Annotated in this window: 12 protein-coding genes and 2 tRNA genes; 4 read left to right on the plus strand and 10 right to left on the minus strand. The window is 38.7% G+C overall.

The window, feature by feature from the left end; translation table 11 throughout:
• Positions 1-51: 51 nt before the first annotated feature.
• From VS868_RS15235 to VS868_RS15255, 5 genes are all read right to left on the minus strand, one after another.
• Positions 52-909 carry an alpha/beta hydrolase family protein gene (locus VS868_RS15235; RefSeq protein ID WP_345598569.1) on the minus strand — a complete coding sequence of 286 codons (858 nt, stop codon included), beginning with the start codon at positions 907-909 and terminating at the stop codon, positions 52-54.
• Positions 910-967: 58 nt separating this feature from the next.
• Positions 968-1,171, minus strand: coding sequence for a type I restriction enzyme endonuclease domain-containing protein (locus VS868_RS15240; protein ID WP_345599847.1), 204 nt, complete (start codon positions 1,169-1,171; stop codon positions 968-970).
• A complete protein-coding gene (locus VS868_RS15245; protein WP_266068304.1) occupies positions 1,147-1,644 on the minus strand; it encodes a nuclear transport factor 2 family protein in 498 nt (165 codons plus the stop codon). Before VS868_RS15245 ends, VS868_RS15240 begins: the two co-directional genes overlap by 25 nt.
• Before the next feature lie 243 nt (positions 1,645-1,887).
• Complete coding sequence (locus VS868_RS15250) at positions 1,888-2,088, minus strand: helix-turn-helix transcriptional regulator (RefSeq protein ID WP_345598570.1); 201 nt, start codon at positions 2,086-2,088, stop codon at positions 1,888-1,890.
• A complete protein-coding gene (locus VS868_RS15255) occupies positions 2,085-2,477 on the minus strand; it encodes a hypothetical protein (RefSeq protein WP_345598571.1) in 393 nt (130 codons plus the stop codon). The genes VS868_RS15250 and VS868_RS15255 overlap by 4 nt, the downstream gene beginning before the upstream one ends.
• Before the next feature lie 469 nt (positions 2,478-2,946).
• Here VS868_RS15255 and VS868_RS15260 point away from each other — a divergent pair, with 469 nt between their 5' ends.
• Positions 2,947-3,750 (plus strand): SDR family NAD(P)-dependent oxidoreductase, encoded by an 804-nt coding sequence (locus VS868_RS15260; protein WP_345599848.1) that lies wholly within the window; start codon positions 2,947-2,949, stop codon positions 3,748-3,750.
• Positions 3,751-3,786: 36 nt separating this feature from the next.
• On the plus strand, positions 3,787-4,689 hold the full coding sequence (locus VS868_RS15265) for a helix-turn-helix transcriptional regulator (protein ID WP_345598572.1): 903 nt from the start codon (positions 3,787-3,789) through the stop codon (positions 4,687-4,689).
• Positions 4,690-4,981: 292 nt separating this feature from the next.
• On the opposite strand, the gene VS868_RS15270 is transcribed toward VS868_RS15265, so the two are convergent.
• From VS868_RS15270 to VS868_RS15285, 4 genes are all read right to left on the minus strand, one after another.
• Positions 4,982-7,624 (minus strand): carboxypeptidase-like regulatory domain-containing protein, encoded by a 2,643-nt coding sequence (locus VS868_RS15270; protein ID WP_345598573.1) that lies wholly within the window; start codon positions 7,622-7,624, stop codon positions 4,982-4,984.
• A gap of 32 nt (positions 7,625-7,656) precedes the next feature.
• The gene (locus tag VS868_RS15275; RefSeq protein WP_345598574.1) at positions 7,657-8,484 is read right to left on the minus strand and encodes a GLPGLI family protein; all 828 of its coding nucleotides are present in this window, start codon (positions 8,482-8,484) and stop codon (positions 7,657-7,659) included.
• A gap of 465 nt (positions 8,485-8,949) precedes the next feature.
• Positions 8,950-9,024 (minus strand) — tRNA-Pro (locus tag VS868_RS15280).
• A gap of 40 nt (positions 9,025-9,064) precedes the next feature.
• Positions 9,065-9,149: transfer RNA gene (locus tag VS868_RS15285), tRNA-Ser, on the minus strand.
• Positions 9,150-9,459: 310 nt separating this feature from the next.
• Between VS868_RS15285 and VS868_RS15290 the strand changes: the two genes are divergently transcribed.
• Both VS868_RS15290 and VS868_RS15295 read left to right on the plus strand, forming a co-directional pair.
• On the plus strand, positions 9,460-11,106 hold the full coding sequence (locus VS868_RS15290; protein ID WP_345598575.1) for an AarF/UbiB family protein: 1,647 nt from the start codon (positions 9,460-9,462) through the stop codon (positions 11,104-11,106).
• A gap of 354 nt (positions 11,107-11,460) precedes the next feature.
• Positions 11,461-12,246: a glycosyltransferase family 2 protein gene (locus VS868_RS15295; RefSeq protein WP_345598576.1), complete on the plus strand. Its 786-nt coding sequence runs from the start codon at positions 11,461-11,463 to the stop codon at positions 12,244-12,246.
• A 9-nt stretch (positions 12,247-12,255) separates the two neighbouring features.
• Here the strand turns inward: VS868_RS15295 and VS868_RS15300 are convergent, their stop codons facing one another.
• On the minus strand, positions 12,256-13,359 hold the full coding sequence (locus VS868_RS15300; protein WP_345598577.1) for a class I SAM-dependent methyltransferase: 1,104 nt from the start codon (positions 13,357-13,359) through the stop codon (positions 12,256-12,258).
• Positions 13,360-13,363 lie beyond the last annotated feature (4 nt).

Here is a 13,363-nt window from a genome sequence, read left to right on the forward strand (position 1 = left end):
TTTCTTGGTCTAGTCGAGCTGGAGGTTTTTCTTCCCAAACCTTAAACCAGCCTAACGCAGAAATCCGGTTGAAACGAAAGGCAGGGCACGATAAAGCGCAGAATGCCAGTATTCCCAGTCATGGCCGCCATCTCTTACCCTTAGTTCGGAAGGGATCTCAGCCTTCTGCATCGCGCGGTAATAATCGAGGTTGATTGGAAGTAAGAAGTCATCGTCCCCACAATCTATAAACCACCTGATATCCTTTAGTTCTTTCTGTGTTTCTGCATCAGCATTGGAGACAAATTCTACCGCATGGTTTTCAAGGACGGTCCTGTTCAATTCTTTGCCTTTTTCATCTGCATCCTGGATTCCGCCGCCGGGTTCGATTCCTAGCCAGGCGCTCATGGCATAGACCGAGGAGAACATATCCGGGTGTTTCTGTGCATAAACGACAGATCCACCGCCGCCCATGGAGAGTCCGGCAATCGCGCGGTGCTTTTTATCGGGAATTGTTCTGTAGGTCTTTTCTATATGTGGGATCAACTCCTTAAAGAAGTAATCTTCATAGGCCCACCCATTCATGTTGAAATAACCATACCAGTCTGTTCCTGCATCTGGCATTACTATGATCATTTCTACCGCTTCTTCAGCATTGATGAGCCGGTTGGCTACGTCCTTTACATGTCCTCGTTCTACCCAGTCTATGTTGCTGCCGTACAAGCCGTGCAGGAGGTAGAGGACAGGATATTTTCTTTCTGTATCTGTGCTATAGCTTTTGGGAAGGTAGATCGAATAACTTCTTTCGGTATTGAGGATCTTGCTGCTCATGGTCTTAAATTCCGACACGCCCTGCGGCGGATTATAATTTTGAGAGTAGCCGACAAAAGTGCTGCCGATCAACAGGAATAATGTAAAAATTCTTTTCATGAGTTTAGGTATAGTGGTATAATATGACGTTTTTTCAATCTTATGTAATTGTTTAATTTTAAGCCTCCATCGGCCAGTCCCTGTAATGCCTCTCTGCCTGCTCAATTACTTCCCTCAGTAAATTATCGAGTTCAGAAAATTGCACTTTGCCACGTAATTCTTTTTTTACTGCTAACCGAATGGCGGCGCGGGCGTCTTCTTTTTGGATCCAGTTGAGCTGGAATATTCTGAGAAAATTTAGGTGGCATCCTCTTCCAGAGATTGCATTTTTTGAAGGTAGCGGGAGAGCATCTTACTGGATTCCTGTTGGACCTTAAGTTTCATCGATTTGGTCCATCCTAACAAAAAACCTTTAAAACCAAGAGCCTGCCGGGACCAATGCCAAAGGTCAAAATGATCTGTATGTTGCAGGATCTTCCCGTTCTGAATGTAAAATGTTCCAATCCCTTTATTTGTCACCTTGCGTTTTTGCGGCCCGAAATAATAGCTGGCGCTCCATTTGGCACTTGCGTAATGATCATTGGTCTGTATATCGCTAAAGCTTACCTTTAGATCACCCCTGCTTTTTTCCAGAAGCATATACCACATGGCTCTCACCCGGTCTCCCTTTATATGTCCAAAAGCAGGATCATAAAAGACTATGTATTTATGGTAACAGGCGTTCATAGCTTTTGGATCCCCGTTTTGGAAGGCCTGGTAAAAATCCATAATAAGCTTTTCATTTGGATGCTGCATAGCCTAAAGATACTTTAAAAGTGCTGAATATAAGATGTACATAATTTTGAACTTGAGATTGCCTCATAGTAGTTTGTTATATTACGCCCTTTTTGTGAATATGGCCTTATTTAAGGGATGGGGAATTTTTAATTTCTGTCTTCTACACGTCAGTTCGAGTGATTTTCACCGGGCATGAGCGAGGGGGAAATAGTATCGAGAACAGAGGCGGATATATCGGGAACCGAATGTATTTAGAATGCTCTATGATACATCTTCAAAATAAAATATATCTTCGATTGACAGTTTAAAAAGTTTTGAAATTCTGAAAGCCAGGGGCAAACTGGGGTCGAATTTTTCTTTTTCAATAGCATTAATAGTTTGGCGGGATACTCCCACAATATCGGCTAGGTCTTCCTGGGTATAATTACGCTCAGCCCGTAATACTTTTATTCTGTTTTTCATTTATATCTTCTTGCATTTATAATAACGAAGATCAAATAGGTGACCCCAATGAATAAAATCAGGTTGCTTATTTCTGCGTCAGAACTTATGAGGTTGGTAGTGTCCAGTAAAGAATAGGACAATCCCGCCACGACTGCTAAGCCAAGTGTCATGGCAAGGGACTCCAAATGGATTTTGCGTTCGAGTTCATCAAAGTTATTAAATAGGTTCCTGTTTGCTATAATCATTAAAACACCGTTGGAGAAATTTACCAAAACGGCAAGAGTCGTTAAAACTGTATGATCATCCCAAATGTATTTTGGACCAAAGGTGGCAATTGCCAGGGTAGCGACCCAGCTCCAGGTCCAGGCGGCTAGCCGGTAGAGATTTATTTTTCGTTCTTTTCTCATAATAACGTAATTAAAAGTTTACTTTATGTCATGTTTACTTGACAAAGATAGTAAATATTTTTAATGTCAAGTTTTATTTACATTTTTCTATGTAAATATTTTCCATCACCAGGAGACTCCGGGAAAATTTATAGAGAACCGGTTTGAAAGTTCCTAATTCCTCGTATTCTCGATACAATTTCTTTCGCCTGTCGACTTCAGAAATCACTCGAACTGACGAGGGGTTTCTTCCTACTTCCGTCAGTTCGAGTGTTTTTTCTTGCTAAAAAGCCATCTTGAAACAGGAGAAAATTCCACGGAAATTTAAAGGTAGGTAACACATAGAAGTTGCCGGCGCAATTTGAAGTAATCAGTAATTACACTACAACCCTCAGTAATACGGATACTATTCAGTAGCAAATCATTTTCAACTTTGTATTCAGAAATAAAACATAATCTTATGAATACAGAAAATCAATAAGTATGGCTCATTACAGGAACATCTAAAGGAATAGGCCTTGATCTAACAAAACTAGTACTCTCATTAGGGCATACAGTAATAGCAACCAGTAGAAACATCAATGCTCTTGAAAAAGAAATTAACCAAAATAAGAAAAACCTGTATCCGGTACAATTAGATATCACTTCCGATAAAGAGGTGAAACTGACAATTGACAGACTTGTTAAAAAACTGGGTAAAATTGACGTTGTGGTGAACAATGCCGGTTACAGCCTTGTGGGAAGTATGGAAGAAATGACCGATGAAGAATTTAGGGCTACCATGGATGTCAATCTCTTTGGAGCGGTGAATATCATTCGAAATGTGATGCCCTATCTCAGCAAACAAAAAAGTGGTCATATTATTAATATTTCATCTAATGCCGGTTATGTTGGTTTTGAAAAAGCCGCAAGTTATAATGCGGCCAAGTTTGGAATGATCGGTATTTCAGAAGCTTTGGCGCAGGAAGTAAATAACTTTGGTATTAAAGTGACGGTGGTAGCACCAGGGCAATTTAGAACCCAATTTATGGATTCCATCAATTATGTTAAAAACAGAATTGACGTGTATGGTGTGGATGAAGCAGAAAAAATGTGGAGTAAACATAGCGGTCAACAACCGGGAGATCCGGAAAAACTGGTGAAGATTTTGGTGAAAATTTCAGAGATGCCCAAACCACCGCTTCATTTACTGTTAGGACCTGATACTTATAAACTGGTAACCCAAAAGAGAAAAGAAGAAGATGCCGAATTTGAAACCTGGAAATCACTTACCTTATCGACAGATTTTGATTAAATTGTTATTGGCTTTTCAATTTCCTAATCAATAAATTTGACAGCGATTAAACCCTATGCCATTCGCTCTATCCATGAGCTTCACCAACTTTTGGAATTGCCAAAGCCAAAGCATCCGTTAATTAGCTTAATCGATTTTTCGAAGATTAAATGCTACGATGATGAAAAACTGGAAGCCGTGACTTATGGCTTTTATTGCATTGCCATCAAAAAGAATTTTAAAGGTAAAATGCGGTATGGGCAACAACATTTTGATTTTGATGAAGGTATTATGACCTTTTATGCCCCCAAACAGGTAATCATTACCGAAATTAGGGATGACTGGGAACTGGAAGGTTATTGGCTAACAATACATCCAGATTTTTTACAGGGATTTTCGTTGAGCAGGGAAATTCAAGAATATGGTTTTTTCTCCTACAATCTTAACGAAGCTTTACATTTATCTATAGACGAAGAAAACACCATCAACCAATTGTTACTTGATATTTCTAAAGAAAGTCAATTTTCTATCGACACATTTTCGCACTCCATCATCATCAAACAAATTGAATTGCTACTTACTTATTCCAATAGATTTTATAACCGTCAATTCCTTACCCGCAAGCAGGCAAATAGCTCCTTACTTTCAAATTTCGAAACACTTTTAAATTCCTATTTTGAAGAATCAGAAGGAATTCCCAGTGTGGGGTATTTTGCCGAAAGAATGAATATATCCAGGAATTATCTAAGCGATATGCTTCGCAGTACCACCGGTCAAAGTGCTCAACAACACATCCAACAAAAATTAGTAGAAAAGGCCAAAATCTTACTCAGCACTTCAGACCTGAATGTTTCGGAAATTGCCTTTAAGTTAGGTTTTGAATACCCACAATCCTTTCATAAACTTTTTAAAAGTAAGACAGATTTATCTCCTTTAGAGTATAGAGCGAGTATTGGGTGAGAAACGCAATTCCACACTCTTTATCAATCTCACAAAAATGAATCGGAAGGGACTTCAACCGACGGATTTAATATTGATTTTGATGAAGAAATGCAGGAAGAATATATTGAATTGCAACCAGTTTAAAGCAGTTAAAGGCAGCAAAAAATATTGTAATGTGACTTCTGAAACTCACCATTCTTATTTAAGGACGGAACTTGTAAAACAAAATATTAATAAATTTTAATGTAATTGATCTTAAAAGTTTAACCCTGCTAATCCGATAGGACAATTTTTGGTGAAATTAATCATTTTATAGGGTAAATTTTAAGGTGGCTAACACCTGTGATGGCCGTAACCTATAACTGCTTTCTACATAATAATACTGATTATTATAAGCATTAATAAATTCATCGATATTCAAAACATTTCGCCAACTAATATTCAAATCCATTTTGGATTTTGGAAAAGTAAACTGATAGTCCAGGTTCACGAAATAATTATCACCCTTTTCAGATAATGAATTGTCGTAATATTCGCCACTGACACTTATATATTGATTATCCTTAGGATAAAAATATAGATCGAGCATATGTTGCTGGTTTTCTATTTGTTGGAAATTGTTAGCCTCAAAACCCGAAGTGTACGTTGAAAAATTACCTGAATAACTCGCAATTAGCCAACTCAAAATTTCGGCTTCCACACTTCCTCGTAGGTTAAAACTTTGCGTATTCACCTCGGCCAGCGTGTTATTTAAAAGCTGTTGCCGCTTTGATAAATTATATGAAACATTCAACTTAAGTGTTGTTTTTAGTTTCCTAAAGTATTTACTTCCGCCGGCTCTAAAGCTATGATTATCGAAACTATTATTGCGAGCCACAGCTTCTAAAATTGTCGTTCCGTTTTCCCCAATATTAGAACTGTACAACAAGTTATTTTCAGAATACGCATACGAGTAAGAGGCATTTAAAAACAATTGCTTTAACGGATTCCGATAGTTAAGGCCTCCGCTATAATTTTGCTGTATTTCTTCGGAAATTGGGGCGTTGTACCGATTTAAATTTCGATAGCCATAGAGTAAAAAACCATAATATAATTGCTGAAGTTCTCCAAAATTATAACGCAATCCTGCTGAAGCATTTGCCTCCCAAAAGGCTGAGATTTTCTTTTTTACAAAAAAATTAGGTTCAAAAACCAAACGATCCAGATTTCTGCTATCCTCAAAATTATCATCTTCAAGGTGAAAACTTTTAAATTCAAGCGGTGTACTCAAACGCAAATTCCAGGTTTGATCCTTACTTTTAAATCTGAAAGAGTTTTTCAAATACACCGAAGTTTGTACAAATTCGTTTCTGTTTTTAAAATCGGCTTCTAAAACCTCTTCTCCTTCTATCAAGATATCGGTATCTAATTGCTGATTCTGGATCGAAAATCCAAATTTTGGCGACATGGTAAATTTGCCGAGTGCTTTGGTGAATCCCGCCGAATTATCGGTATATATTTTTCTTGAAGAAACCAGTTGCTGAATTTTCCCGTATGGACCACCCTCATTAAAAATAGCTTCAAATTGTCCTGGCTGTACCAGTAGATCCTGATTATTTTCGGTAAATCCTGTATTTGAATTAAAAGTAATTAGCTGTTTTCCTATAGTCCGAAGCAGGCGTAGATCGTTTTTAATTCCGAAGAAAGGATTTTCCAGCTGCTGCTTTATTTGTGTATCGGTACGATCGATCAAACCGCGATTGGCATTCCAGGACCCATTAAATTCTAATTGATTTTTCAGGTAATTTTTATTGGCATTGTTCTCTAAGGTGAGTAGTCCCTCTAACTTGCTTAAAAAAATATCATTATTGGTGTTTTCTACCACGTCAATCGTATCTGTAGGTGTAAAATATCGAGTTTGCGTAACTCCATCCTGCTGTTGGTAATCATTGAGATAAGAAATATTCAGCTTTAGATCGATATCTTCCTTAATACGATGTAAAATGTTTGCTGAACCTAGATGTACATTATTATCCAGCCAGCGTTCCGTAGAAAATGGAGGCGCTGAAACATTCTCGATCGAAAGCCAATCATTATTATCGATATCAAAGTTTTCCCCGGCATATTTGATCGAAAAATTGCGAATTTCGCCCGAGACGTCGCTCCCGGTATTATTACTTTGATAGGTAACGATCGCCTGTTGTTTTTTGGTGAAGATCATCGGCGTTACCTTTGTTTGCCACAGCAAAGGCGCTGCACCAATCCCGGCGGTGGCTGTTCCGCTAAAAGTAACATCTTTTTTAAGCTTGATATTTAGCGAAGCACGCTCGGAAAACACCAAACTATCCAACACTTTAACCGGCTGATGATTTTCCAGGATCTCGACTCTGGAAACCGCCTCGGCAGAAAGGTTATTATTCGCCACATTATAACGCCCTTCTAATAGATCTAAACCTTCAATATAATATTTCTGGATAGGCTCATCCTGGTAAAAGATCTGTCCGTTTGGCCGAATATCGATACCCGGTAATTTTCTCAAAACATCAGCGATTACCCGGTCATTTTTACCTTTATAGGCAGCTATTGAAAAACTAAGCGTATCGCCATGTTGCCGCAAAATTTCAGATTTCACGATCACCTCTTTTAAAGATTCTGAAGAAGGTGAAAGCTTAACTTCCAGTGTCTGGGCTTTATTCTGAATTGTTTTTTTAAAAGTGCCAAAACCCATGTGCGAGACCTTTAAAAATAAGGAATTACTCCCATTTTTGACGGCTATTTCGAATTTTCCATTCGCATCTGAAATACCATAAGCTAAGATCGAAGAAACAGAATCTTTACTGACCATTACCGTTGCCCCACTAAGTTTTTCATCCTGATCGCCAAAAACCTGTCCCGAAATTTCAGTTTGAGAACAGCTTATAGAAGTGATGAATATTGATATCAGGAAAAAGAAAATCTTTCTAAAATGATCCAATCGCTTGATTGTTTTTGATTGATGCTAATTTATTATGGCTGTAGCTCAATTGGATTATTGTGCTTTTTATATTTTTCGTATAGTGCTTTCCTTGTTTTAGCTTCATCCTCTTTGTTTCTAAAACCGAATCTGACTCCTGCATTTTGGTATGCGGCAAGTGGGTCACGGTTATGATCATCTCGAAATTGATCTAGTTCTTCTTGAGATAGAACTTTATAACTATTCAGATCCAATAGTTTATCTATCGGATTTGCCAATTCCTCAAATCCCGTTAAGCTAAAATGATAATGATTTTCCAGGTCTGAAATCTCTAAAATTAGTCCCGGCAAACCGCTGAATTTATAGGGCCCGTCTGAAAATGGTAATTGTGGCGCAAACCATGCGACGTAGTTTCTACCGGCAAAAGAGCCTGTAGCCCTTTGAACGCTAAACCCTAAAATATCTTTATTCTCTGGCTGAATTTTCCAATCGATCGTGTTTAGGTTCTGTATATATTTATATCTCCATTTATCTACCGTTATAATTTCAGCTAAAATAAGTTCATTATCCTGATAATTTTTAAAGATCTTGTAGTGAAATTCCGTTTCCGGAGCTTGGTTTAAAATTTCAAAAGACTCGGATTTACTTATATTCGAAGCTTCTATATATGCTTTTAAAGAATCCTTAACCGCTTTACCCAAACTTGAATATCGCGAGTGGCCTTTTCCTAAATAAAGCACAACGGTTTCAGATTTTATAGAACTTTGATCAGTGGAATCTTCCTGATATTCTAAACTGTAAGTAGCTTTATAAGAATAGGATTTTTGCGCCTGTAAATTTCCTAAATTAAGGAAAAAGAAAGCGATTAAAAGTTTTCTCATTTCTTTAGTTCTATTATAGGTTTATTCTTTTTTGCCAATTCTGCTCGATATTTTCTTAGATAATTTAAGATCAATATTGTGAAATTATTAACAATATATAATATTTTATCCTAATAACTATACAGAAGCACAAAAGACTATACAACAGTTTTTAAACGATGTGGTGCAGGTTTTATTAAAGCTTGTAGAGATAGAAATTATCAGTTGCTTTGGCTTTCAATATCAGGGAAAATATAAAGCACAATTTACTTGTAGCCATTTAATGTAAAGAAGTATTCACCGAATCATTCATTAAACAGGGTGAATTCATTTGATATTAAAAAAACACTGAAAATCAATAGATTGAAAGTGTGTTATATCTGCTTTTTATGTTCGTCGGGAATGGCATTCCTATAAGTATCGGGGGACCCTGCGGTGATTCCATAAAAAAAAACCCGAACTTTCGTGCAGGTTTTTTTAACTAAGTCGGGGTGGCAGGATTCGAACCTGCGGCCTCCTGCTCCCAAAGCAGGCGCGATAACCGGGCTACGCTACACCCCGAAAAATTCAATTTTCAATTAAGAATATTGAATTCTTACAGCGGAGAGTGTGAGATTCGAACTCACGCGACAATTGCTCGTCGACAGTTTAGCAAACTGCTCCATTAACCACTCTGGCAACTCTCCTAATTTTGTATATGAACTTGCAAATATTTTGCGGTTGCAAATGTATGTTTTCAGATACTTGTGTGCAAACCTTTTTTAACTTTTTTACTCGCTTTAAAAAGGAATTTTCTTAATTGATTTTCTGCCAGCCTGTTGTGATCCCATAAAAATTCACCCTCCTCAACATTTTTTCAAATCTTTCCACCATCTTACTCACACAGGGGGCTGTCACAGTTAAAATATTATAAAAGCCTCCTTAAGCGATTTTTAATATCCTATTTTTAGGAAGAATTGAATGAATCATCATAGTTTTTGTAATTAATTCGCTTTTATGTCTATTCTCCCCGAAAATCTTGAGCGTTATCAAAAGTTTTTAAGCTTCATGTTGAAGTATTGGAACAGCGATCTTTTAAATGAGACTGCTTCAAACGCAATGGAAGAAGAAACGGCCCGCACTTTTAAAGATTATGAGCAATCTCCCGAAGAGCTGGTCGAGGATCTTAAACAAATGGGACCAACCTACGTCAAGTTGGGGCAGTTGCTCTCTACACGTCCCGATCTTTTGCCCGACAGGTATTTAGAAGCTCTTGCTTCCCTCCAGGATGATCTTCCCACTATTCCTTTTGAAGAGGTTAGGGAAATTGTAGAAGGGGAGCTGGGTAACAAGATTTCAAAAGCCTTTAATTTTTTCGAGGAAGAGCCGTTGGCAAGTGCTTCCATAGGACAGGTTCATCGGGCCGAACTCAGGTCGGGAAAAACAGTCGCTGTAAAAGTCCAGAGGCCCGGGATCAGGAAAAAGTTTATGGAAGACCTCAATACGCTCGAGGAAATGGCAGGTTTGGCTGTAAAGCATACCGAGGTGGGTAAAAAATACGGTTTTAGTGATGTCCTGGCAGAATTGAGACGTATTATGCTGCATGAACTTGACTACTTGAGAGAAGCAAACAACCTGGTTACCCTTGGAATAAATCTTAAAGAGTACAGAAGGTTAATAGTTCCTCAGCCTATTCCCGATTATACCACCTCTCGTGTTCTCACAATGGAATACGTAAAAGGGAAGAAGATCACCAGCATTTCTCCTCTTAAAAAAACTGAAAACGATTATACGACCCTGGTCGATGAATTTATTGAAGCTTACCTAAAGCAAATAGTGTCTGACGGATTTGTACATGCAGATCCTCATCCCGGCAATGTGCATCTTTTGGAAAATGAAAAGATCGCCCTTATAGATTTGGGAATGGTGGCGCAGTTCACCAGGAAGATGAAAGATCACCTGCTCCGCTTGTTGTTGGGGTTAAGCAAGAATGACGGGGAAGAGATTGCCGATAATCTCCTCAACATGAGTGAAATTACCGAACATGCCACGCAAAAAGAATTCAGGCGGCACATAAGCATCATGGTGCAGGAAAGTAGTCATAGCACTGCACAGGATATGCAAACCGGAAAATTGTTGATCCAAATGAACAGAAGCGCCGCCATGAATGGCATACATCTTCCGGTAGAGGTCAATATCCTCGGAAAAATCCTCCTCAACATGGACCAGATTATCGCATTTTTAGCACCCGAATATGACTTGAGGGAGGCAGTAAGGCGTTACATGAATAAGCTGCTTCAGGATAAAATGCTCAACGAACTAAAACCTGAAGAAATTTTTTCGATCTTGCTCGATTCTAAAAAACTGGTAGAAAATCTGCCCGATCGTTTTGATAAGATCACCGATAACCTGGCCAAAAATGAATTCCGCCTCAAGATCGATGCAATTGATGAAAAGCGACTGACCGATGGCTTCCAAAAAGTTGCAAATAGAATCACCCTGGGGCTCATAATTGCAGCAATGATTGTTGGTGCCGCAATGTTAATGCAGGTTCCGTCAAATTTTATCATCTTCGGGTATCCGGGATTTGCCATCCTGTTCTTCCTGCTGGCTGCAGTTGTGGGAATCTATCTTAGCTATACCATTCTGTTTAAAGATGAGTGAAAGCTGCTATTAATGACTTACATTGCTCCAACTTCAGCTGTTATACAATTTTACTGAAGTTATTTCCGAAGTAATTAATGCTGAAATAAAATAAAACTGGAAGTTTTTGTCTGAAATATTTTGGGTTAAGATATTTCGCGGCAGTAGCAGAAGAAAATATACCTTCTCAAAAATAGCATTTTTGAAGGGTAATTGAGGAGTTTCAAAGTTTTTAGGGAAGACAATTCAGAATGCAGGAAAACCCGCAGTTTTTGCTATTTTTGCCCTCCCTGTAAAATACAATCCTGAAGTTTTTTAAATTTGTAACAAACTCATTTTTTGATCAATCCGCCTTTATACCAATCCAGATTTGATATGCTTCATTGTTGCGTGCTCATACCCACATACAACAATCACAAAACCCTGCAAAGGGTAATTGATGACGTGCATACGTACACAAATAATATCATTGTGATCAATGATGGATCTACCGACGGTACTTCTCAAATCCTGGGAAATTTTCCTTTTCTTAGGGTCGTTCATGTCCCCGTGAATAAGGGCAAGGGGAACGCCCTTAAACAGGGTTTTAAAGAGGCTTTCAGCCTGGGCTATGTATACGCTATTTCTATGGATTCAGACGGGCAGCACTTTCCTAATGATCTTCATGTTTTTCTTGATGCCCTGGAGGAACACCTCCCTAACAACCCGGATCTTCTGGTTATTGGTTCCCGTCAAATGGATGATCCCTCGGTGCCCGATAAAAGCAGCATTGGTAACCGTTTTTCTAGCTTTTGGTATTGGGTAGAGACAGGTATAAAATTAACAGATACACAGTGCGGTTACAGGTTGTACCCTCTTAAAGCCGTCAATTCCCTGAGCCTTTATACATCCCGTTTTGAACTTGAAATAGAAGTCATTGTAAAAGCTGCCTGGGCCGGCGTGAAGGTGATCAATCTGCCGGTAAAAGTACTTTATGATCCCAATGAGCGCGTAACTCATTTTAGGCCATGGCAGGATGTGGCACGAATAACCCTCCTCAATATAGGGTTCGTGTTTATGAAGGTTTTTTACATAGCACCGCGTGATCTTCTGCGGAAGTTGAAATCAAAAAAAGTACAGGGTTCTAAAGCAACAGTTTCCAACAAGATGCCCCTGGAATAGTTGAAATTTTTAGCCTTTTTGACACACCAGCACAACCTTTTCTTCGTTTTGCAGCGTGGTAAAGAACAAATAAGCATCTCCGCCTTCCTTTATTTTAAGAAGTTTACGAAGGGTTGCGACGCTTTCAGGAAAATTACGGGTGGTAATGTTAGCTTTCTTTAGTTGAAGATCCTTTTTTAGCTGTTTCTTCCTAAAAGGCAGTATTCGTGTAATATTAAATCGTCTTCCGGGAAAATATACAGGTTCTTTAGAAGTGTAGAGTTGGGTGTTGGGATGAAGTTTTTCAAGCCCAAATGCATTTCCAAGAGCCCCAAAAAGGCCACTTTTCATGATCGCTGCATTGGGTTCATAAAGGTAATCTTCGGGCAGGCTGTAAACTTCAGGAAGATCATTGTCAAACGTACTGGTAAAAACCTGTTTCTCTTTCTTCTGAAAATTTACTGTTTTGATCGTGATGCTTTCCGAAGTTTTCTTCTTCAGGATCCAGAGCAGCTCTTTTACGTCATTTTCTACCGCCACAATATGTATTTCCCGGACATTTTGGAGTTCATTGAGCCCCGCCTGTAAATCGAGCAGGGGAGACGTCTTTATAAGTATACTTCCGGCTCTTTCCTGAAGTAATTTGAGGTTTTCGGGCACGTTGGGTAAACAATCTGATAGAAAAAATACTCTTCCGCCGGTCTCATCCCGCCGGGAAGGATCAATGTAGAGCCAGTCGAATTTTTCCGAAGTATTTTTCAGGAAATCCAGAGAATCACGGGCTTCAGAAATGACATTTTTGGCACCTAATATTTCAAAATTATGTGCAGCGATTTCCTGAAGTTCAGGATTTAGCTCAAAATGCCACACTTTATCTATTTTTTCTGAAAAATAATGGCTGTCTATCCCAAAACCGCCGGTAATATCGGCCAAACTCGTTCCTGCCACCAGAGAAGCCTTATATTGTGCAGTAACTTCGGAAGATGTTTGCTCTAAATTAAGATTAGGAGGGTAAATAATGCCTCGGGTTTTGAACCACAACGGTAACTTCTTCTCAGCTCTTTTCTTGCCCGAAAGTTGTACCAGCAGCTCCTGAGTGGATAGGTCTTCAAAAGGGCTGCCCCGAAATGCCATTTTT

The sequence above is a fragment of the Salinimicrobium sp. 3283s genome, assembly GCF_039602225.1.
GTDB classification, from domain to species: Bacteria; Bacteroidota; Bacteroidia; order Flavobacteriales; family Flavobacteriaceae; genus Salinimicrobium; species Salinimicrobium profundisediminis.

What these genes read in the sequence shown, in the direction of transcription:
- VS868_RS15290 (WP_345598575.1), top strand. Translation starts at nt 9,460, where the DNA reads ATGTCTATTCTCCCCGAAAATCTTGAGCGTTATCAAAAGTTTTTAAGC.
- VS868_RS15235 (WP_345598569.1), bottom strand. Translation starts at nt 909, where the DNA reads ATGAAAAGAATTTTTACATTATTCCTGTTGATCGGCAGCACTTTTGTC.
- VS868_RS15250 (WP_345598570.1), bottom strand. Translation starts at nt 2,088, where the DNA reads ATGAAAAACAGAATAAAAGTATTACGGGCTGAGCGTAATTATACCCAG.
- VS868_RS15295 (WP_345598576.1), top strand. Translation starts at nt 11,461, where the DNA reads ATGCTTCATTGTTGCGTGCTCATACCCACATACAACAATCACAAAACC.
- VS868_RS15275 (WP_345598574.1), bottom strand. Translation starts at nt 8,484, where the DNA reads ATGAGAAAACTTTTAATCGCTTTCTTTTTCCTTAATTTAGGAAATTTA.
- VS868_RS15300 (WP_345598577.1), bottom strand. Translation starts at nt 13,359, where the DNA reads ATGGCATTTCGGGGCAGCCCTTTTGAAGACCTATCCACTCAGGAGCTG.
- VS868_RS15245 (WP_266068304.1), bottom strand. Translation starts at nt 1,644, where the DNA reads ATGCAGCATCCAAATGAAAAGCTTATTATGGATTTTTACCAGGCCTTC.
- VS868_RS15255 (WP_345598571.1), bottom strand. Translation starts at nt 2,477, where the DNA reads ATGAGAAAAGAACGAAAAATAAATCTCTACCGGCTAGCCGCCTGGACC.